We start from the raw sequence: 21,516 nt of genomic DNA, 5'->3' as shown, positions 1-21,516 counted from the left end.
TGATGTGATCTTCAGTCCGCTGTTTGCAACCATCGAAGAATGGGATGGAGGTCTGTTCAGTCAGTTCCCGATTTACCGTGAAATTGTCAGGGATGGAGCTCTGGTGGCATGAAGGAGGAGAAAATCATAGCCTACTGGATTGAGAAGGCGGAGCAGGACCTTGACTCTGCGCGGGACAACCTTTCGGCTGGACGATTTCAGAACGCTGTGAGAGATGCTTATTTTGCCTGTTTTCATGCTTTTTCTGCGGTTCTACTAGCCGAGGGAAAAAGCTTTAGAAGACACAGGGAAGTCAGATCAGCGCTGCACCGCGACTATATACGGACCAAGAAGATTGCGGCTGAGTGGGGAAAGCACTTCGACTGGCTTTTTGATAACAGACAAAAGGCTGACTATCGGCCTTTAGTGCAATTTGAGCAGGATCAGGTTAAAGAGATTATCGAGAGAAGTGAACTGTTTTTGCAAGAGATGGGGGCACTAACCAGAAGTGTTGAATAGGCGACAAAGGAGGAGGCGGGGCACGGTCCTAAATCATAAGATTCTTCTTGCTGAGTTGCCCAGGTGGACTGACTGTATGACCGAGACAGGTACCTGGGCATTGTATTCCAGAGTCGATCTCGAAGATGGGCAGCGCAGGCTGAAGCCTTCGGTTGCCAGATTGTTGCCGAGGCATTCTGCTGCTGTAAGGAAGGAGGGGACGGGCATAAAATTATAAAATTTCTCTGTTGAGTTGCCAGGCAGGCTGCTGGTCTGTATCGTCAACTAGCTGATATTCTATAATAAATGCTTCAAAGGCACCCTGGGATATGCCCTGGGATGATGTTCTTGTGTGAGAAATGGTGGTTCAAAAGGATTGCACAGGGGAGGGATAGGAGGAACTGGAAGTATTTTTGAGTCGATCTCGAAGATGGGCAGCGCAGGCTGAAGCTTTCGGTTGCCTACGTATTGCCGTGAGGCAAGGCATTGCTGCTGGGTGAGAAGCAGCACGAGAGACCATGAGATTGGACAGTGCAAGGTGGCAGCTTGGTGGTCTGAACAGAGCAAAGAAGTGTTCAAAAAACCATGATAGCTTACTGCTGGGGCGCTTCACGAACCTTCCCGATCTGGTTGGCCAAATGGGGCCCAGAAATGCGCTAGTTGCCGAGCAAAAGCAAGTCTAAAGAAGGTGCCAGTACGCACAGGCGTTCGTCAGCCCCGATGTCGGGGGCAGCGCCGAATGCTCTGGTATTCCCTTCGAAATCAGTAGCTGGCAGTCCCGGCGGATCAGGAACAGTGTCTGTTCCAGCATCAATCATGGGAGAGTTCATCTGTAAATGAAAGTCGTTGCTTTCGGGATCTCTGAGCTTTGGATCGATATCCTGGTTGTTTCCCGACTCGGTCCAGGTGCCATGCATTGTGGAATAATTGTTGTTGTAGACATTGGCTGTGGAGGCGTTATAAAAATAGATACCTCCGCCATCGTAAGCGTGATTGTTATAGATAGTGTTTCCAAAAACATGTTGGGTACAGGTGCCTGACCACCCCATAAAGAGTCCTCCTCCCTCAGAAGATGATCCCAGGGCCGTGTTTCTTGCAAACACATTGTTTCTAATCACGTTATTGAAGCCTCCTGGTATCATCAAAAAGGCTCCGGCACCTCGGCTGATATGGGCGAAACTCTCATTTACGATGTTGTCGACTACTAGATTATTTTCCAGATAGAAGGCTCGTGTTGGGTTTACCCAGATGCCACCGCCTTCCTCTTCAGCAGTATTATTTTTGATGATGCAGCTGGTAATAAAAACATTGGCATCAAAGACGCCGATACTAATTCCTCCGCCATTTCTATGCGACTCGAGTGTGCTGTCTCCGTTTTCAATAGTGATGCCTTTTATGCATACATCGAATGCTGGCACTGAATAGTAAGGATAATAAAAAAGTCCCAGTACCCTTCCTTTGTTTTGTCCATCGAGAATAACGTCCTCAGCGGTTGTACCTGACACCCCGGTGATTTCCAGAGAATAGGATTCTGAGTCAGGAGGCCTGTATTCGAAGTTCCCGGCATAAGTTCCCGGAGCCAGATAAATCGTGTCGGCCGCACTGTTGTTTTCTGCAAGATCAAGAGCATCTTGCAGAGCGCACGGATCTGCTCTAGTACAGGTGCTTCCGCTTGCCCCGGGGCTGACAAAAAGTTTGGCTCCTGCTACGAGCTTTACAAACAGTGTGCTGCACAATAGAAAAAGAGCGGCAAGAAAGCAAGATACCATAGCCTGCTTTGAACGGCCTGGGCGGTTGTTCTGGTAAAATTCCATGATATTCTTCCTTATCACTAATCTGTTTGCGTGTCCCTTTCGACCTGCTATTCTTGTATTGTGTTCAAAGATTATTCTTGCGAATGATTGTGACCCTGTCAACAGCAATTTGCGCCTGGTCGGGCCAAGTCAAGTGGTTGCAGGACTGTACAACTTGTCGAAAATACGTCCAATCTGGGTCTATAACGCTCTTTTTGGGGGCAAAAAAAGCCCTTTTCGGCGAGCCCGCGAAATGGCAAGAGCTTTTGAGTGAGGTCGACCAAGACAAATAATTGAAATGTCAATATAAGGGCTTCAAAATTGGGCTGATTTCGGTCTTAGAGCTGCATTCTTGAGGTTAAAAAGTTCCGGTTTTGAAAAGAAAGCAGCAGGAGCGACACCGGCGAGAGATTTATTAAACTGTGGGCTGCCGCTTCCTTTATCTCCCTAATTTTCAGAACAGCCCGGCATCGACCTGCTGGCAAAGGCTTTCTTCCTTTTCTCTTGTGCTCGCTTCGATGGAACACTGAGAAAGCTAGAGTAAAGCAAAAGCTGTGGATTATAGATGCGGGCGATAAATTCGGGAGACGACTATTCCAGCGGCAGGATTTTCTCAGGCTCTGCAATAAGAGGCGGCAGATCCTCGGTTATGGTTTTCCAAAGGATATCTAGATTGATGTCAAAATACGCATGAATGAGACGGTTTCTCATCCCGATGATGTTGATCCATGGGATTGGGGAAAATCTTCACGGCATTTTTCTGATACTCTTGATGCTGCCTCGCCGACTATTTTGATCGCCTTGACCAGAGCAAATTCCAGCTTTCGGTCCTTGCTCAAGGATTCTCTCGTTTCATTTCGAGCGAAGTCAAGAGCCTAGAGCCTCTCTGCAGGCATGCCGCATGTGGCGCAAGCGTATCTGATCATCCCTCCGCATACTGTACCTCAGCCGTTTGGAGGACTTCCTGTCTGAAATATTTGCTCAGGTCCTCTGCTGTTCTCAAATCTATCTTGCGGCCGAAGATTTGGCTCAGTTCGATTTTCATACCAGCCAACTTGATAAGCCCAGGAGTGTGGACTCGCTATATGACCGAGACAGGTACCTGCGCATTTTATTCCAGAGTCGATCTAGAAAGATGGGCAGCGCAGGCTGAAGCTTTCGGTTGCCAGATTGTTGCCGAGGCATTGATTTTTGAAAGCTGAGGCAATCTTTTGGATTGCCTCCGCAGCGATCAATAGCATGACGCTTGGTGTCGATTACTAATGAATGGCTCTGGGGCCAGGTCAACTTTCAGGTTTATGCTCCGAGGCATTCTGCTGCTGGGAGCATGGAACCGTCTCCATCCTGACCTATACTGGATACCAGGTGCCGCTCCTCAGCCGTCATCATCATAATTTTCCCAGGACTTCTTGCTTCTCACAAATTCAAGAAGGAACCGCGCACCAAGGTTGTCGCTCGGGCTGAGCCACAACAGCCTCTCGAATACTTTTTCGGCTTCCTGGAACTGTCCGAGGCGCCAGAGGCAAAGTCCATAACCGTGAAGACACCGCAGGTAAGGCCGGTTATCGATGAGCCCCCAGGCAAGAACTCCGTCGAAGTCCTGCCCCAGGGAAAGCTCACCGATACGCCTGCCAATTTCATAATGGCGCTTTGCAACTTCCGGTCTGTAGTCAAGAACCAGATTGCCGAGGTGTGCATGAGCATCGAGGCAGCGCAGGTCTGCACTCAGAAGACCCATCAACAGGCTGCGGGCTCCATCCAGGTCGCCAGCCGCCTTCAAGTCGTTGGACTGGATGATGGGGTCGTCAAATGGATCATCCAGGTCACAGCCGGGGATTATCTGTTCCATCTCAAATAATGGCCTTGGGCCGCGTGCAATAATTGGCCTGGCCCAGTGCGGGATTGGCTCGTCGGGCTCGCCCCAGTATTCTTCATCAGGATCCCAGGTGCCGCGATGGTGCAGCTGCAGAGGTTTTAGAGCCAGATTGTAAAGGTCGAGCCGCTGGGACAACACTTTGCCGGACAGGTAAGGATGCCCTGCGAATCTCCATCGTTTGCGTGGCTGCACCGTGATAGTCTCACCAGGAACAATATCGGCAATGTCAGAGGAACGCAGGGTGATCTGACGCTCTGTCCCTGGCAGGCGACAACGAGCTGCTTTCTTTTTCACGCTCAGAACGACGAGCTCAACCGGACCGCTGAGATCAATATCCTCGTCAGCCGCCTTGTGGCGGCGCTGCTGTCCAGGTTTCTGCTCTCCGGGCCCGGCTAGAGGTGGCAGACCGACCCATCTGCGGTACGCCGACACATACAGGAAACCGCTGGCAGCTTCAGGGAAGACAACATCAACAAGCGCCACCACATAGCTGCTGCCATCCTGCTTCCGACACCTGGCCGTCAGTCCGAGTCGGGTATTGCCATCATAGTCAATTTTCACAACAGAAACGGGTTCTCCAATGACAAAGGCATCGGCAGGAAGCCTGACCTCGTCTGCGAATACCTGGTGGAAAGCCCACAGCTCCTCATCTTCTCCGCAAGTATCCACGAGAATTTCGTCGATGAGAGCGTCTACACTTCTGGAAGTGCCGTGTCTGTTGTTGGGCTGGCGTGTCACATTTTTCTCCTGTCTTTCACCCCTGGCGAGGGTGCATGGTGGGTGGACTCGAGAATGGTTTTATGCTGGAGCTAGTTGGCTGTACAGCATTTCTTGCACTTTTTGCCTGAGTAGCGTGGCAACGGGAAGATGTCTGCTCATTGGGCAGATCACGGTTCTGAATTGCCGGCCAACGCCTTCTTCTGGGCATAATTTTCCTGTTCTGCACAATCCGTCGGTTGGATCATAAGTAATGAATCAGGGCATCTCTTTTGCAAAGGAGGCTACAAAACGGGGTGCTTTTCTGTCAAGGGAAATGGTTGCTGGCATATGAAAAAATCAGCCCGGGAGGCCGCGGTGGTCCCAGGACACCTGATTGACTCACACCAGGCTGAGATGTTCAGACAACCATTGAGGAGCAAGAAATGAAAAAACTGGCCTCTGCCATAGTTCTGGGAAATCTTCTGCTCGGCCTGATGCTGCTGCCCACGGCCCGGGCCGCCAGGAGCTGGCGCCTGCACACTCCACGCGGCGAAGTGATCAAACTTGTTGTCACTGACTCGGCCCTCGAGGCAATTAGAATCTATGATCTTGCCTTTTCCGAGGATGGTGACAGTTTTTCAATCACGGCAGCGCCAGCTCGTTCCCCGGATACCTCCATAACTGTTAGAATCAATTTTTTCGATGGAGAATCCTCGGTGGACGAAGACTATGTGGACATAGGTCCACAAAAGACAACCCGGCAAATTGACTGCCCGGAAACTTTAGACAGGATGGTTCTGGATTATGTCGGGTACTGAGGCCGGCCTGTCAGCCTGGAGCCAGGATTTGTGATGCAGCCTCCAGTGGCCGGGTCCCAGGACACTGTCAACCATCGTTGTTTTCCCGCCTGGACTGCCCCAGGGCACAGGGGTTGTACTGACTGGCCCGGACTTCCTCCTTGACACCCAACCGGGATGTTGCCTATACTCCTACCCCATCACGGCAGTATTACCCTTGCCATTTTCCGGGAAAGGAGGTGAGGGTATTCAGCGGTATCCCTTTCAATGATTGTCTTCAAAAATGTCAACAAGTGGTTCGGTTCTCTTCATGTCCTCAAGGATATAACATTGCACATCCATCCCGGTGAGGTGGTGGTTGTTTGCGGCCCCTCGGGTTCAGGGAAATCAACCCTTATTCGCTGCATCAATCAGCTCGAGCCGATTCAGCAGGGTGAAATCTATGTGGATGGCATGCAGGTGGACAAGCGGTCCACGAACCTGACCAAGCTTCGCAGCCAGATCGGTTTTGTATTTCAACAGTTCAATCTCTATCCCCACCTGACGGTGCTTGAAAATGTGGTGCTCTCACCCATCAAGGTCAAGAAGCTGCCGAGGAGCGAGGCTGAGGCAAACGCCCGCCGTCTTCTTGAAAGGGTGGGCATTCCAGACAAGGCGGACGCCTACCCCTCACAGCTTTCGGGGGGGCAGTGTCAGAGAGTTGCCATCGCCCGAGGCCTGGCAATGAATCCCAAAATCATGCTGTTTGACGAGCCCACGAGCGCCCTGGACCCCGAGATGATCAAGGAGGTGCTGGATGTCATGGTAGAGCTTGCCAGAGAAGGCATGACCATGATCGTGGTGACTCACGAGATGGGTTTTGCCCGGCAAGTCGCCCACCGGATATTTTTCATGGACGACGGACAGATCGTTGAGTCCAACACGCCGGAGGCCTTCTTCGACCACCCCGAGCACGAGCGTACCAGGGTGTTTCTGAGCAAAATACTAACCCACAATTAAAGGAGGTGCGGCATGAAACACTTGTCCAGACTGTTTATAATCCTGGCCCTGGTCATGGGGCTTGCCTTGCCCGCTGCTGCCGACACGGTGGACAAGATTGTCAAGCGCGGGGAGCTTCGAGTTGCGGTTCAGACACAGGGTCCTCCTTTTTCCTTCGTGGACAAAAACGGAGAGCGCACTGGAAGCTCAGTGGAACTCTGCCGCCTGATTGCCAAAGAGATGGGCGTCAAGATCAAGTTCCTGGATTACGATTGGGATGGTTTGATCCCGGCTCTCCTTTCCAGAAAGGCGGACATGCTGGCTGCGGACATGACTGCCACCCTCAAACGCGCTCTGAAAGTATCCTTTACGGATCCATTTTATGTGTCCAAGAGCGTGGTTTTCACCAAAAGAGAAAATGCAGGAAAGTACCAGACCCTTGAAGACTGCAATAAAGCCGGCGTGCGCACGGCGGTTCTCCTGGGCTCCACTGGAGAAACAGACGCCAAGCGTCTTCTGGCCAACACTGAAATCAAACCCTACAAGGGAGGCGGCCCCCTGCTGATCAATGCGGTAATTTCAGGCAAGGCAGACATCGGGGTCAACGATCTTTCCGCCATCCGGGGGCAGATGCAAAACTTTCCAGAAGGCTCCATTGCCATTTTGCCAATCGCCCTCAGCGCTCAACCCCTTTCCTTTGCTGTTCGTCCGGAAGACACTCATTTGCGGCAATGGCTCAACCTCTTCTTCCTGTGGATCAGAAGCGATGGCCGGCTGAAACAGAATCTCGACTACTGGGTCAATTCCAACCGATGGCGCCAGGACCACTGATCTGCCACCGGGGAGGCCAGAGGCCTCCCCTTTTTCCTCTCATAAGGGGGACCCTTGCTCGAGCAGTTTAACCTCCGGGTCATCGGACAATATATTCCCCTGTTTCTCAAGGGCCTGTGGGCCACAAGCTGGATCTCCGGCATCAGCATTGTTCTTGCGCTGCTCATCGGTGTGGTCGCCTGTGGGATGCGGCTCTCGAAAAAGACCTTTTTACAGAGACTTGCCGGGATCTATATCGAATCGATTCGCTCCACGCCATTGCTGGCCCAGCTGTACTTTTTCTACTTTGGCCTGCCCAGCCTGCACGTCAATCTGAATGAAGTCCAGACAGGCATCCTGGCACTGAGCCTCAACAGCGGCGCCTATGTTGCAGAAATCGTCCGGGCCGGCATTGTGTCGATTCCCAGCGGCCAGACCGAGGCGGCCACAGCCTACGGCCTGTCCTATTTGCAGCGCATGCGCTATGTGATCCTCCCCCAGGCACTGGGCGTTACCATTCCAGCCCTGCTGGGGCAGTTCATCGTCCTGGTCAAGGACAGTTCACTGGTATCACTGATCTCTGTGCTCGAACTGACGCGGGCCGGCCAGCTCATGGCCTCCGAGCGGTTCATGCCAGCAGAGGGCTTCTTCACGGTGGCTGCCTTCTATCTCCTCATCTATTTTGTCCTGAAACATCTGTCAATCTGGTGGCAGGGCCGTCTCATCTACATGGAGGGAAGGTGAGGCATGATCGGCGTTTACTTCAAAGGGCTCATTCATACTCTGCCTCTCTTTCTCAAGGGGTTGTGGGTGACCATCATGGTGTCGGGAATCAGCCTTGTCGCCGGCACCCTACTTGGGGTGATCTGCGGCATTCTCCGCACGGTCAAACAATGGGGACTGTCAAAGCTCATGGGGGCTTACGCCGACTACATGCGGGGGGTTCCCTTTCTGGTGCACATCTTCATAATCTATTTTATTCTGCCGGAGGTGGGAATCCAGCTCGAGCCCTTTCCCGCCGCTGCCATCGCCTTGACTGTGTATGCAGGGGCCTACATCAGCGAGATTGTGGCAGCCGGCATCCTCTCTGTTCCCCGGGGCCAGCGGGAGGCGGCCACCGCATACGGCCTCAATGCCTGGCAGCGCATGCGCTATATCATCTTCCCCCAGGCCGTTCGGGTCATCCTGCCACCGCTGGTGGGTGAATATGTGCTCCTGGTCAAGGATTCATCCATAGTCTCGGTGATCGGGCTCACTGATGTGACGCGGGTGGGCTGGCTGACTGTGCAGCGCATTCCCGAGGGCTTGATGGTCTTTGGTCTGGTGGGAATCCTTTATTTTGTGGTCTGCTATCCCCTGATCCACCTGTCCCACTATCTGGAGGAAAAGGTGAGCTACGAGTCGCACTGAAAAGGAGGAAGAATCATGGGGATCTTTCCTGAACTCGAGGCCTTGCTGGAAAAGAGGATATCCCTTGCCCAGCTCCCCACACCCGTCCAGAACTTAGAGGAGCTCTCCGAGGAACTCCAGGTGAACCTCTTCGTCAAAAGAGACGACCTGACCGAAAGCGTGGCTTCAGGCAACAAGATCCGCAAGCTGGAGTACCTGCTCTACCATGCCAGGCAAAACGGCTGCGACATGCTGATCACCTGCGGCGGCATCCAGTCCAACCACTGCCGCGCCACCGCTGCCGTGGCTGCCCGGCTGGGTATGCGCTGTCATCTCATCCTCAGGGGAGAGCCACCGCGAATTCCTGTGGGCAACCTGCTCATTGATGAGATCCTGGGCGCCACCTGCTCCTTTTATAGCAGAGACGACTTCAAGCATCTTCACGATATTGAAGAGGAAACGGTGGCAGCCTTCAAGGCGGAGGGATACAGCCCTTACCTCATTCCAATGGGAGGCTCCAACGCCACCGGGAGCCTGGGCTACGTGAGAATGGTTGGCGAGCTTCAGGAGGTGGACCCTGCCATGGATGTCATGTTCTGCGCTCTCGGCTCTGGCGGCACCTACGCAGGCATCATGATCGGTCTGCGGCACTACCAGATTCCCTGGAGCCTGCACGGCATTGCCGTATGCGACGATGCGGCCTACTTCGAGAAGGAAGTTGCCAGGATTCTCAAGGAGTTTTCCCGGTGGTACGATGTGGATCTTCCGGCTGATTTGCTGGATACGAACTTCGACGACCGCTTTGTGGGAAGAGGCTACGGCCTCAACACCCTGGAAGAGCTCGAGGAGCTCGTCCGCATTGCCAGGCTGGAAGGCATGATCCTTGACCCGGTCTATACCCTCAAGACCTTCCTGGGGATGGTGGGGCAGATCAAAGAGGGAAAAATCCACAAGGGGGCCAATGTGCTGTTCATTCATACGGGCGGCCACTATGGCATCTTTCCCAAGGGCGAGGAATTTCTGCCTCTGCTCGATGACAGACATTCAGGCAGGGCAAAAGGGAGCTCTGGAAAAGGGAGCCCGCAGGGGAGGGCATCATGAAGTATCTGGTGTTGGGGGCCGGCCTTCAGGGGCGGGCGGTCATCTATGGGCTTTTTCAACTGGATCCTGAAGCAGATATCCTGGTGGCAGACCTGTCAACCGAAGCAGCACGCCGCTTTGTCGAACGGGTCGAAATACCTTCCCCGGAATTCATTCGCCTGGATGCTGCTGACTCGGCAAAGGTTTCCGAATGGATGAGCAGGGCGGATGTCATCATTGATATGCTGCCCATCACCTTTAACGAGTCGATGGCAAGGCTTGCCATATCTGCTGGCAGGCATCTGGTGAACACCTTTTACGCGGGAGAGATTGTAAAGCTGCACAGGACGGCCGTGGAAAACGGGGTAACCATCCTGCCGGAGATGGGGATGGATCCGGGAATCGACCTGGTCATGGCCCGTCGTATGCTGTCATCTTTTGACCAGATCAGAGAATTCTATTCCTACGGCGCCGGCATTCCCGAGCGTGATGCCTGCAACAACATCCTCAACTACAAGATCAGCTGGACCTGGGAGGGCGTGCTGACGTCCTATGTGCGGCCGGCGCGGCTGCTGAAGGGGGGCAGGGAGGTTCTCCTGGCAGGTGCCGAGGTCTTCGCCGCAGAGAACCTGCACACCGTGGAGCACCCGGAGCTGGGAGCCCTGGACGCCATCCCCAACGGAGATGCCCTGTCTTACATTGATCTGCTCGGCCTTTCTGCAGACAGGCTCGAGGAGATGGGACGATATTCTCTGCGCTGGCCCGGCCATGCCGCCATTATTCGAACCTGGCATCAGCTGGGGTTCTTCGAGGAAGCGCCGGCGCCCTCTCTGGGCGTCTCTCCATTCATGTTTCTGGTGAAGCACTTTGAACCGAGGCTCCAGTACGAGGAAGATGAGCGCGATCTGGGCATTGTTTCGATAAGGGCCGTGGGAACGAAAGACGGTCAAGACCTCGCCATTACAGACACCCTCATCGACCGCCGCGACCTTGCCACCGGCCTCTTTGCCATGAATCGTATGGTGGGCTTTTCGGCTGCGATTGCGGCGCAAATGATCGCTTCGCAGACCATAGACAAACGGGGGGTCCTTTCCCCGGCAAGGGATGTGCCAGTAGAGCCCTTTCTCGAGGGACTGTCGAGATTCGGCATGGAGATTGTGCGAAAGGTGGGGACGTCCATAAAATTATAAAATTCTTACTGAACCTCGACTGGTGGTCGGACCAGGTCAGCCAGTAGAGTATTGTATTCGAGAGTCAATATCGATGAAGGGCAGCGCAGACCGAGGCCTGCGGTGATGATGGGCAGCCGTGATTCAGCCGCACTAAACAACAGACTCCTGTCTGGAAGGCCCAAGAACTTGTACCGAGAGATGCCTCCGACACCTGCCGGGGCAGTGTCACTATAGATCACTGAGGGGCTGGGGGCCTCACCCAAAGGCGCCAGGACCGCAAAGGTATTATGCCGCGACACAGGTGCTGCACCTTGTCCCGTACCTATTCTGATAACAGGAGCAGTAATTGTCCGCCGGGATTAACTGCTGAGAGCGGCTGTGAAAGCACCACTCCCCAGTCCTGGTCTCCGCCATAAGGGGTCATGCCATAGAGAGTGGAGCCGCTGAGGATCAAAGAGCCGAACGGGTTTCTGCCATCATTGGCTCCTCCGGTGAATGAGTGCAGGAGAGAGAAGCCAGTACCGTCAGTGTTGATCTTGAAGATAACTCCCAGGTCGCTGTTCCCACCCAACCAGGACATGCCGTAGAGAGTGGAGCCGCTGAGGATCAAGGAGCCCCGAGGCTGGCTGCCGTCATTGGCTCCTCCGGTGAATGAGTGCAGGAGAGAGAATGCGCTGCCGTCAGTGTTGATCTTGAAGATAACTCCCAGGTTGCTGTCCCCGCCGTCGCGGGTCATGCCGTAGAGAGTGGAGCCGCTGAGGATCAAGGAGCCCCATGGATAGTTGCCGTCATTGGCTCCTCCGGTGAATGAGTGCAGGAGAGAGAATGCGCTGCCGTCGGTTTCGATTTTGAAGATGACGCCCAGGTCGTTGGCTCCGCCTTGCTGGGTCATGCCGTAGAGAGTGGAGCCGCTGAGGATCAAGGAGCCCCGAGGCTGGCTGCCATCATCGGCTGCCCCGGTGAATGAGTGCAGGAGAGAGAATGCGCTGCCGTCGCTATTGATCTTGAAGATAGCTCCCTCATCACTGCCCCCGCCCCCAGAGGCCATGCCGTAGAGAGTGGAGCCGCTGAGGATCAAGGAGCAGGAGAGAGAATGCGCTGCCGTCGGTTTCGATTTTGAAGATGACGCCCAGGTCGTTGGCTCCGCCTTGCTGGGTCATGCCGTAGAGAGTGGAGCCGCTGAGGATCAAGGAGCCCTTTGGATAGCTGCCACCAGTGGGCTTTCCGGCAAATGAGTGCAGGACAGAGAAGCCAGTGCCGTTGCTTTCGATTTTGAAAATGATGCCGCAATAATGGTTTCCGCCATTTTCCGTCATGCCATAAAGTGTTGAGCCGTTCATGATCAAGGAGTCCCACGGCCTGAGCCCCTCACTGCCTGTGCCGGCAAATTCGTAGAGCAGGGAGGCACCGCCGCTCGTTTGAACAGCCAGAGAAAGAATAAATCCGAAGAAAACAGCCAACGCCCATTTTTTCATGAGAATTTCTCCTCTATTCGCTGGAGGTCCATCAAAATCAGTCCATGATTTGCCCGTTGATTCGCCTCGGCCAGGACCATGCTCGAACAAACGCAGCTCTATTTTCTCAAATAAAAATCAGGTGGCTGCTCTGCAGGTGAAAAAGTGAGATTATATTGAAGTAACTTGCTGAAATGCGAAAATATTATACGCTATAAAATGTGAAAAGAGCAACCGGAAATTTTCTGCCGCTGCAGGTCGAATCGAGTCAGCTATCAACAGTTCAGGGATAAACCCGACAAAAGAGTTGTCCTGATCATTGCCTCGACAAGATGTTCCTGGCGCCGGAAATGGTTGTCTCGAAAGGATTGCCTGAGGCCCGGGCGAGGCTGGGAGAGACCGCTGGCGCCGGGGTTATCCCCTGAGTCGCTGCTGGTGAAAGACAAAGCAGTGGGCTTGAGAAAAATACCCTCCCTTTGACCTCATCTGTCATTCCCCTGCAGTAAGCTGTGAAGCAGGCAGAGATACAGGTTGGAGCAGCCTGAGAAACAGAACTGAAAGCAACAGGTCGGCAGCCATGTTGATACTCACTGAATATCTCCGCAGGGAAATACCCCAGATAGTGCCATACCTGCGCAGGGTTATTCATGTTGAGGTGGACGGCTACTGGTGGGTGATTCATCCTCACTATACTTATTGCTTCTGCCGCATGCAGGAGATGCTCTGGTGAGCTTTACCGAGACTGTAGAAAACAACTCTGAGATTCAGGGAGCCCTGCTTCTCTACGAGGCAAAGGCCCTGCGGCAGCTGGACCTGCTGACTGCGGCCCGAGAGGTCCTGACAACCGTCTTGCGCCGGAAAAAGGGCACAGGTCAGGAATTGCTGCGAGCGCTAAGGTATGAGCAGGCCCTGGTCCACGAGGGCCAGGGCCAGCGGCAGCGGGCGTGCAACGAGCTCGAGAAGCTCTATGCTCAGGCGCCCGACTTTGAAGATGTGGCCGCAAAGCTGGGGCTATAATTGGGGTCACATCTGGTGAACCAGGTATTCTGTTCCCAAGATGTCGCGCCACTTTATTGCCTTGCTTGCTGCCAGGAACCCTGTTTACAGATCTTCGAGGTCCTGCTTCCATCAGACAACTAGAACTGAAACGGTTGGCTGACCATCATCTGCACGCCGAAGTTTTCGTCGGAATAGGCGCTGTCTATGCGGATGACGATGCCCTTGGCCCAGGCACGCATGCCGAGGCCCACATCCCATTTCATGTCAGAGTGCAGCCGCGACAAACTCCATCTGGAGGCTACCCTGCCGATCTCCACAAAGGGTACGAACTGCAGCCACTGGATGCCCACATATTTCTGCACCCTGGGCCAGCCCGGAAAGGGGTTCCAGTGGGGTATCATCCGCAGCTCGGCAGTATAATAGATGGCTGACCTGTCGCTGAAGCGCTGGGTGGGATAGCCGCGCATTCTCCACAAGCCGCCCAGAGTGGGGCCGGTGTAGGCCGGCGGCCGGTTCTTGACAGTGCCGTCCGCCTGTTTGTCCCAGGTGGGAGAGTAGGAGGTCCAGCAGTCCAGAGCCAGCACTGTCTGCCGCAGCCAGTCAGCCAGATGCAGCGGGATGTAAACATCCAGTTCGCTCTCGAGATTCGTCCAGGAATTGGAGCTGTCGAACAGGCCGAAATCCCGGGACAACTTTCCCCGCAGGCCGAGTCCCTGGGAAGGATTGGCGTAAAAGTCGCGATTGTCCCAGAAAAAGCCGATATCCAGGCCACTGGTCTTGGTTTTGTCGTCCACATGTTTACCGTCCAGCTGCTGGGAGCGGTAAAAGGGACGCAGTTCCAGGTAGGTTTTGCCGCTTGCCAGGGGGTTCAGAGAGGTGCCGCCTGTTGGTTCCGATGTCAGAAGGCCTCGGTCGATTTCATAGGTGCTGATGATCTCATCCTTGCCATTGCCGATGGGCAGCAGATATTTGAACTTCATGCGGAAAAAGTTGTCCCAGCCATCGCCTTTGACGAAATTGTCTTCATCTGAATCGTTGCTCCCAGCCCGCTGCCCGGCAAATCGGGGCTTGCCGTTGACGTAACTTTCTGCATCTTGAAAATATCCCACTGAAACAACCGGATCCAGAAAAAGCCTCTCCAGGTAAGGCATCTTGAGATCACGGCCGACCAGAAAGCCCATGGCCGAGCCCTTGCTGCCGGCCATGAAGGTTGTCAGCATGGTTGCCTGCTTCTGGGGATAGCCCACAAGGGCGTAGACATAGGCCAGGGCGAAGCCGAAGCTCTCGTTGTAAAAGGCGTAGGGAAGGCTGAGGGTCTGCTGGGTGACTTTACCGTCCGGGCCCAGGCGGACGCCCTGGCCGTAGGCTGAAAAGCTGATGAACAGCACCAGGAGAAAAGACAGTGCGCACACAGGTCGTTTCATTGGCAGCCTCTCCATTGATGGCAGAGTTTTACATTTGAGCTTGCAGAGATGTAATCGAGCTCTGCAAGAACCTGATGGTTGCCAGATCCAACGTGGTACATCGAAGCAGATTTTGGCGTTGTCGAAATAGAGAACTCGGGTAGAGAACTCAGGGCAAAAAACTGGGGCAATTTTACCTGTCCAGGGATCTCTCCAGTACTCCAGGATTTATAGAATTCTTGTCAGCCATGTCGAGTTAGAATCTTGGTGAACATTGGTCTGCACACAATCTGCCGGAACTGTTTTACGGTCAGGTGAGCGGCAGACCAATCTCTTCCGAGCGCTGCCATAGCACCGCTCTTGATGTGCTATGATAGGAGATTGTGCCAGGCGTCATTTTCCGATAGATATGCGCTTGTGACAACCAAAAAATTTTGTTTTTCTGGCCGCGCAGGTATAACTTATTGATAATTAAGGGATAAAACCCTCTAGATAAGCAGGTGCTGCTCCCGGACTTGCCAACCTGCAGATCAAGAGGGGCTAGAATTACAGCTCAGGAGCACAGGAGGCAGGCGAATCTCCGCAGAGGAGGTCTCCGCCGCAGTTGAAGTGCAGACAACCCCGGAGGGTCCGTGTCACATGGGAACAATCAGGCAACAGATGGGCGCGCTATTGGCCGATAAAGAGATGACTGCCAGAGAGCTATCTCAGGCAATGGGAATTCCTGAGAAGGAAGTGTACCAGCACCTGCCGCATGTGGCCCGCTCCGCAGCGGCCCAGAACATGAGGCTCATGGTGCAGCCAGTCAGGTGTCTGGCGTGTGGCTATGTTTTCAGGAAACGTCAGCGCTACAATCGGCCGGGGCGCTGCCCGCGCTGCAGGAAGACGCACCTCGAGGAGCCGAGATACCGGCTCTGCTCACTCTAGCGTTGCCCCCGAGTAAGCCGCGAATCAATGGAGGCATATAGCCGCTGCCCAGCGAACCAGTATCAATGTTTGCCAGCAGTCTGAAGGCAGCGGCTGGCGCGGTCCTGGCGAGATGCCGCTTGGCCATTCTGTGAATCAGCCCCCGGATGGCAGCCGCAACCTTCGGGTTGCGCAGGGGACCATCAAAAGAATGATCAGTGGCGTCAATTGAATATGTGAGACGGCAGTGGACAGGGGCAGGGCAGCCTCGTGTCTTGCGGCTGCAGGGATGTTGCTCTATAAAGATTATGCAGTGAGGGAGTTGGCCGGCTAATCTTCCAGCACCTGGTAGACCCAGATCTGGTGGGGCACCTCGTCCTCCTTTCTGGAAAAGGCACAGATGGGATCACTCGCCTCCACCAGCCTCCAGATGCCGGTGGCCTCCAGTTGTTCCTGTTTTTCCCGAAATCCCAGGGACTCATTGGCGTCAGAGCGCTGGATAAAAATAATGTATCCCCCGTCCCTGGTGATGCGCGCCAGTTCATCCAGGCAGCTGGCGGGTGCGTGGCCGTAGGTGAACACTCCCACGCAGACCACCGCATCAAAGGCAGCGTCAGGAAAATCCAGAGGCTCTCCCAGTACCATCTGGTGAAGCTTTCGGTAGACTTTCTTGTCTCTGGCCCTGGCGAGCATGTTTTCAGAAAGATCGATGGCCACCAGATCCCTGTAGCCCTGGTGGTAGAGGCACTGCCCCACAAGCCCGGTGCCGGCCCCGGCATCGAGAATCCGGGCGTCTCTGCTGACATACTTGCTCAAGAACTCGGTGACCAATACAGGGGCCTGCCAGCCGTAGTCCTGCATCAATTCGGCGTCGTAGTCCTGAGCCCACTGATTGTAACGCTCACAGAGCTCCTGATTGTCCTTGCACGAATAAATCCATTTTAGCCTGTCTCGTTCTGTCATAACTACCTCTGAGGCATGCAGCCGTCTCTGTTTGATGAATCTGGTTGCTTTCAGGGTTTTTCCCGGCAAGCAAAGCCAGCTCGCCCGGAGCCAGGGAGTTGCGGGCCTCGTCTCAGCGGACAACTCCCAGCTCAATCCCGCAGCATATGGATCCTTTTTTTCAGAATCAATTTCACCCTCTGGCCTTCCTGAAGCATGCCGCTGTATTGTGGATCTGCTTCATCCACCCAGACAGTTTGCTCGCCAGCAGCAATAGTCACCCGCATGATCGAGCCAATGTACATGGTCTCGGTTACTACTCCCTCGATTACATTTTCTTTGTGGCCAGGCTGTCGATCTCCGTCCACTATTTCTATGGACTCAGGTCTCACCACGGCCCTCAACCTGTCCCCCACGGCCACCGGGAATGAAGGAATCTCCACTTTCAGGGTTCCCTGCGAGATCCTGAAGGACATTTCCTTGCCGGAGACGGCGATCACTTCTCCCGGGAAAAAGTTGACGTGGCCGATAAAGTTGGCGACGAACTCGTCCACGGGATGTTCGTAAATGTTGGTGGGAGGGCCGATCTGCCTCACAACACCCATATTCATGACCACCAGCAGGTCAGAGATGGACATGGCCTCTTCCTGGTCGTGGGTGACAAATATTATGGTGAGTCCGAGGTTGCGCTGCAGCTTGCGAATTTCACCCCGCATGGAAATGCGCAGATTGGCATCCAGATTGGACAGGGGTTCGTCCAGAAGGAGGATTTTGGGTTCGAGGCTGAGGGCCCGGGCAAGAGCCACTCGCTGTTGCTGACCCCCTGAGAGCTCGTGGGGTTTTCTGCTGCCCAGACCGGCCATCTGCATCAGGTCCAGGAGCCGTTCTACCTCCCTGTCGATTTCCTCTTTTGGCCTCTTCCTCACCCGCAGGCCAAAGGCAATATTCTGGGCAACCGTCATGTGGGGGAAGAGGGCATAATTCTGGAAGACCATTGCGGTGTCGCGGCGGTTTGGCGGTAGACTGGTTATTTCCTCGCCGTCCAGGATGATCTCTCCTTGATCTGGTTCCAGAAAGCCGCTTATGGTGCGCAGCAGGGTAGTCTTGCCGCAGCCGCTGGGGCCGAGAAAGGTTACCAGCTTGCCGCGCTGCAGTGAAAAGGAGACGTCATTTACCGCCACCAGACTGCCGAACCTCTTGGTGATGTTTCTCAATTCGAGAATCGCAGAATTACTGCTGTTTTTCATCTGTACTGTCCTGTTAGAAAAATGTAGTCTTGGTGTAATGGGAAAGAACCTTCAGAGCACCGAGACAGGCCATTACCACCACAATTAGCATCACCGAAATGGCGCAGGCCATGCCGAGAAAGCCCTCTTCAGCCACTGCAAGTATATACAGTGAAGCCAGATTGTTGCCCGGCGTGATCAGGAAGATAACCGCGCTGACAGCGATCATGCCTACCATAAAGGTATAGATGAAGCCAGCGGCAAGAGCAGAGCTGATCAGCGGCAGCACCACCCTGGTAAAGGTGCGGAAAGAGCTGGCCCCCATATCAATGGCAGCCTCTTCTATGGCCACATCTATCTGGTGCAGCTTGCCTACGCCGGCCTCCAGGCTCACGGAGAGGTTCCTGAACGCCTCGTTGATGATCAGGATTATGAAGGTGCCGGTGAGCTTCAGGGGGGGAGAATTGAAGAAAATGATGTAGCCGATTCCCATGACCGTTCCGGGCACGGCAAAACCTAGAAGGGCCATGAATTCCAGGAGCCTCTTCAGGGGAATACGCTTGCGAACCAGGATGTACGACAGGGTGACGCCAATAATGGGGGCAATGAGGGCTGCGCCCAGGGCAAACTTCAAGCTGGTGAGCAGGGAGCGAAAGCCGTTGGTGCTCTGGAAGTGCTCCAGGGTAAAACTGTTGTCAATCATCAAAATCTTGGTGAAGGCCCCGACAAGAATGGTGCCGAAGCAGATGATGATCATTGCTGCCACGGGAGCAGCAAAGGCCATCATAGGATAGAATATTTTCGGGCTGATTCTTTTCTGTTCAGTCTGCTGCGGCTTGCCGCCCACAGTGGTGTATTCCCTGCCTGCCAGGATGTACTGATGAATAATGAAAATGACCAGACTCGGCAGGATGAGAAACACGCAGAACACCGCTGCCATCTCCAGGTTGTTTTCACTTATCCACAAGAAGTAGGCATCTGTAGCCAGGAATGACACCCCGCCTCCTATGAGCATGGGGTTGCCGAAGTCGGCAATGGACATTATGAAGACAAGCAGGCCTGCTTTCAGAATTCCCGGGGCAGACAGGGGAATGGTGATCCTGAAAAGAATATCCACGCTGCCGGCCCCCATATCACTGGCAGCCTCGTCAAAGTTGGTGCCGAGAGAGCGCAGGACGTTTTCAATGAGCAGATAACCCAGAGGCAGGAAGGTGATGACCTGGGCGGTGATGACCCCGGGCCAGCCGTACAGATTGAAGGGCAGGTGAAAGAGCCTGGTGAGAATTCCCATACGGCCGCCGATCAGAATGAGAGAAAGGGCAAATATGAACGGCGGCGCTATGAGAGGCAGAAGGCCGAGCAGCCGCAGAATCCTCCTGATGTGTCCAGGAGCATGCAGGCCGAGGTAGGCAAAACAGAAGGCAAGAATGACAACGAGGATGGTGGTGACTATTGCCAGGACAATGCTGTTTCTCAGGGCGCGATAATAGTAGCTCTTTGCAAAAAACTCGCCGTAGGTAGCAAGACTCTTGACGGTTTCCCGACCCAACTGGTACTTGATGCTTTTTATGGTGGTGCTGGCAGGACCCTGCAATTTCTGCAGGGCCCTCTTGATGTCGTGCAGGCCCCTGAGATCGTCCCAGTCCTTGTGAAACCTGACAACAATCTCCGCACCGTGCTCGCCTACGGTGCTGCGCGTCTCTTCGATTCCTTCGATGGCGCTGATTGCCTGCACAATGGACTCTATTGCCAGCTGCTGGGAGGCGGGGCTGCTCGAGGCAGCAGTGGTACAGCGCACAGTAACGGTCGGGTAGGCAACCGTGAAGCTCCTTAGCAATACAGAGCCAATGGGGAAGATGATGAAAACAAGGATGAGCACCACCGCCAGAGAAGTCAAAGCCACCAGCCCGGGTTTACGCAGGAAATGCCTGGTGTCGCTGACCAGCTCCTGGAAATAACTGTTCTCTATGGATGCCTTCATGCTGTCATCCATCTGGTGTGGTGAATTCTCCATGCGCGCGCCGCCGCACACAGCCTCCCTTTGCCCTGGCTCTGCTCTCTTTCGGGTGGAGGTGGTTGTCTGGCTGAATTATGGCCTCTTGACCTGGCCTGGAGAGTCAATGATAGGGCTGCAGGAGGAAACTGCTAAGATTGATTCAAAAACAGGGAATTCTGAGGCCCCTGCACTTGCCGGGGCCCCAGTCGACAACAACAATATTCTCCGGCGACTATTTCTGGAAGCGCCTCTTCCACTCCGACATGATTCTCTTCTGATTTTCACCAGCCCAGAGCGCATCATACTTGATCAGTTCGGGATCGAGCTGCACCAGTCCGGGCACCCCCGGCCTGGTTACCTTGGATCTGAATTTGCCAATGAAGGTCATGCCTTCCTTGGAGCCAAGCCAGTCGATCAGTTTCCTGGCGCCCTCGAGATTCTTGCATCCCTTGAGTATGGCCACTGACTCGAGATCATAGGCGGTTCCCTCGGAGGGAATGATGCCCTCAATTGGAAATCCCTTTGCTACCCTGCCGTAGATGGCTTGGTCCCAGCTGATGCCAATGGCGTATTCACCCTGGGCCACCAGTTGCGCTGGGGCTGAGCCTGATTTTGTATACTGCGCCACGTTCTTGTCCAACTTTTCGAGTATGTCCCAGCCCTTTTTCTCTCCAAAAATCTGCATAATTGCTGAGACGGAAAGAAAGGCGGTGCCACTGGTGCCAGGATTCGGCATGACGATCTCGCCCCTGTACACAGGATTGGTCAGGTCCAGCCATGATTTGGGCTTGGGCAGATTTTTCTTCTTCAGCAGGTCCTTGTTCACCACCACGGCAGCAAACCAGTAATTGTAGCCGTGCCAATAGCCTTCGGGATCCTTGAACTGGGCAGGAATGTCATCCCAGACTGGAGACTTGTACGGTAGAAAATAGCCGCGCTGGGTGCCTACCAGGGCGTGGGCATTGAGGAAGCCCCAGATCATGTCTGCATGGAAATTGGGCGCCTCGGCCTGGACCCTGCTCCAGAGTTCGTTTGATGACATCCTGGGGCTCCAATCGATTTTCATGCCGATGGCCTTTTCCGCCTCAGGAGCCCATTTCTCCATTTCATTCACGTCGGCATTGGTATAAACTTTGAGTACTTTGCCGGCTTGAACCGGTGTGATCAAGGTAAAAGCAGTAATGCCAAGAGCCAGCAAAACAAGCGAAAACCATCTTTTTTTCCATTTTTCCATGCTTGCATCCCTCCTCTGTTGAATTGCCTTTCGGTCTCAGCCATCTCCTCATCCTGCATGTGACCCACTGGTGCACCTTTTTGTGGCCAGTCCAGCACCCTGCTGGAAAACATCCAGTTTGCTTCGACCGGTAGCGGGCGGCTAAATTAATTGTGAGGACGGCCCCCGGCACTCTATCCGAGAACAGGTTCGAGTGCCTAGATGTGTGGTGGGTGTAAAAGTTTATTAATTTTCGATACGTGCATCATAGTACAAAAGGGAGGCCGCGGTCAAGTATGGAAAGAA

The 21,516-nt window shown here is 54.1% G+C and carries 20 protein-coding genes and 1 pseudogene; 11 read left to right on the top strand and 10 right to left on the bottom strand.

Annotated features, from left to right (window positions below):
- Positions 1-108: 108 nt before the first annotated feature.
- Positions 109-498, top strand: a complete 390-nt coding sequence (locus tag JRI89_09580) for a HEPN domain-containing protein (GenBank protein ID MBW2071494.1) — start codon at positions 109-111, stop codon at positions 496-498.
- A gap of 635 nt (positions 499-1,133) precedes the next feature.
- Here JRI89_09580 and JRI89_09575 read toward each other — a convergent pair.
- The 3 genes and pseudogenes from JRI89_09575 to JRI89_09565 all read right to left on the bottom strand — a co-directional run bounded on the left by JRI89_09575 (position 1,134) and on the right by JRI89_09565 (position 4,884).
- A complete protein-coding gene (locus JRI89_09575; protein ID MBW2071493.1) occupies positions 1,134-2,291 on the bottom strand; it encodes a hypothetical protein in 1,158 nt (385 codons plus the stop codon).
- Positions 2,292-2,861: 570 nt separating this feature from the next.
- Positions 2,862-3,206, bottom strand: a pseudogene (locus JRI89_09570) (DUF86 domain-containing protein).
- Between the two features lie 439 nt (positions 3,207-3,645).
- Positions 3,646-4,884: a cytoplasmic protein gene (locus JRI89_09565; GenBank protein MBW2071492.1), complete on the bottom strand. Its 1,239-nt coding sequence runs from the start codon at positions 4,882-4,884 to the stop codon at positions 3,646-3,648.
- 404 nt (positions 4,885-5,288) lie between these two features.
- On the opposite strand from JRI89_09565, the gene JRI89_09560 reads away from it, so the two are divergent.
- The 7 genes from JRI89_09560 to JRI89_09530 all read left to right on the top strand — a co-directional run bounded on the left by JRI89_09560 (position 5,289) and on the right by JRI89_09530 (position 11,089).
- Positions 5,289-5,663, top strand: a complete 375-nt coding sequence (locus JRI89_09560) for a hypothetical protein (GenBank protein ID MBW2071491.1) — start codon at positions 5,289-5,291, stop codon at positions 5,661-5,663.
- A 246-nt stretch (positions 5,664-5,909) separates the two neighbouring features.
- Complete coding sequence (locus JRI89_09555; GenBank protein ID MBW2071490.1) at positions 5,910-6,641, top strand: amino acid ABC transporter ATP-binding protein; 732 nt, start codon at positions 5,910-5,912, stop codon at positions 6,639-6,641.
- A 12-nt stretch (positions 6,642-6,653) separates the two neighbouring features.
- Positions 6,654-7,451 carry an amino acid ABC transporter substrate-binding protein gene (locus JRI89_09550; GenBank protein ID MBW2071489.1) on the top strand — a complete coding sequence of 266 codons (798 nt, stop codon included), beginning with the start codon at positions 6,654-6,656 and terminating at the stop codon, positions 7,449-7,451.
- Between the two features lie 54 nt (positions 7,452-7,505).
- A complete protein-coding gene (locus JRI89_09545) occupies positions 7,506-8,174 on the top strand; it encodes an amino acid ABC transporter permease (GenBank protein MBW2071488.1) in 669 nt (222 codons plus the stop codon).
- Positions 8,175-8,177: 3 nt separating this feature from the next.
- Positions 8,178-8,840, top strand: coding sequence for an amino acid ABC transporter permease (locus JRI89_09540; protein MBW2071487.1), 663 nt, complete (start codon positions 8,178-8,180; stop codon positions 8,838-8,840).
- A gap of 15 nt (positions 8,841-8,855) precedes the next feature.
- Entirely contained in the window at positions 8,856-9,920 is a 1,065-nt protein-coding gene (locus JRI89_09535) for a D-cysteine desulfhydrase family protein (protein MBW2071486.1), read from the top strand.
- Complete coding sequence (locus JRI89_09530) at positions 9,917-11,089, top strand: saccharopine dehydrogenase NADP-binding domain-containing protein (protein MBW2071485.1); 1,173 nt, start codon at positions 9,917-9,919, stop codon at positions 11,087-11,089. Before JRI89_09535 ends, JRI89_09530 begins: the two co-directional genes overlap by 4 nt.
- A gap of 304 nt (positions 11,090-11,393) precedes the next feature.
- Here the strand turns inward: JRI89_09530 and JRI89_09525 are convergent, their stop codons facing one another.
- Positions 11,394-12,149 (bottom strand): hypothetical protein, encoded by a 756-nt coding sequence (locus JRI89_09525; protein ID MBW2071484.1) that lies wholly within the window; start codon positions 12,147-12,149, stop codon positions 11,394-11,396.
- Entirely contained in the window at positions 12,094-12,546 is a 453-nt protein-coding gene (locus JRI89_09520; protein MBW2071483.1) for a hypothetical protein, read from the bottom strand. Before JRI89_09520 ends, JRI89_09525 begins: the two co-directional genes overlap by 56 nt.
- A gap of 556 nt (positions 12,547-13,102) precedes the next feature.
- On the opposite strand from JRI89_09520, the gene JRI89_09515 reads away from it, so the two are divergent.
- Together JRI89_09515 and JRI89_09510 are read left to right on the top strand one after the other, a co-directional pair.
- On the top strand, positions 13,103-13,255 hold the full coding sequence (locus JRI89_09515; protein ID MBW2071482.1) for a hypothetical protein: 153 nt from the start codon (positions 13,103-13,105) through the stop codon (positions 13,253-13,255).
- On the top strand, positions 13,252-13,542 hold the full coding sequence (locus JRI89_09510) for a hypothetical protein (protein ID MBW2071481.1): 291 nt from the start codon (positions 13,252-13,254) through the stop codon (positions 13,540-13,542). The genes JRI89_09515 and JRI89_09510 overlap by 4 nt, the downstream gene beginning before the upstream one ends.
- Before the next feature lie 119 nt (positions 13,543-13,661).
- Here JRI89_09510 and JRI89_09505 read toward each other — a convergent pair whose 3' ends face one another.
- On the bottom strand, positions 13,662-14,948 hold the full coding sequence (locus tag JRI89_09505; protein ID MBW2071480.1) for a BamA/TamA family outer membrane protein: 1,287 nt from the start codon (positions 14,946-14,948) through the stop codon (positions 13,662-13,664).
- 618 nt (positions 14,949-15,566) lie between these two features.
- On the opposite strand from JRI89_09505, the gene JRI89_09500 reads away from it, so the two are divergent.
- Positions 15,567-15,854, top strand: coding sequence for a transcriptional regulator (locus JRI89_09500; GenBank protein MBW2071479.1), 288 nt, complete (start codon positions 15,567-15,569; stop codon positions 15,852-15,854).
- 309 nt (positions 15,855-16,163) lie between these two features.
- Here JRI89_09500 and JRI89_09495 read toward each other — a convergent pair whose 3' ends face one another.
- The 4 genes from JRI89_09495 to JRI89_09480 form a co-directional block, all read right to left on the bottom strand.
- Positions 16,164-16,796, bottom strand: a complete 633-nt coding sequence (locus JRI89_09495; protein ID MBW2071478.1) for a class I SAM-dependent methyltransferase — start codon at positions 16,794-16,796, stop codon at positions 16,164-16,166.
- A 131-nt stretch (positions 16,797-16,927) separates the two neighbouring features.
- Positions 16,928-18,022: an ABC transporter ATP-binding protein gene (locus JRI89_09490; GenBank protein MBW2071477.1), complete on the bottom strand. Its 1,095-nt coding sequence runs from the start codon at positions 18,020-18,022 to the stop codon at positions 16,928-16,930.
- Positions 18,023-18,035: 13 nt separating this feature from the next.
- Complete coding sequence (locus JRI89_09485) at positions 18,036-19,982, bottom strand: iron ABC transporter permease (GenBank protein MBW2071476.1); 1,947 nt, start codon at positions 19,980-19,982, stop codon at positions 18,036-18,038.
- 247 nt (positions 19,983-20,229) lie between these two features.
- Positions 20,230-21,231, bottom strand: coding sequence for an extracellular solute-binding protein (locus tag JRI89_09480; protein ID MBW2071475.1), 1,002 nt, complete (start codon positions 21,229-21,231; stop codon positions 20,230-20,232).
- Between the last annotated feature and the right edge of the window lie 285 nt (positions 21,232-21,516).

This window comes from Deltaproteobacteria bacterium, assembly GCA_019309045.1.
In the GTDB taxonomy this organism is placed as follows: Bacteria; Desulfobacterota; Syntrophobacteria; order BM002; family BM002; genus JAFDGZ01.
This window is presented reverse-complemented; position numbering and strand designations above follow the sequence as displayed.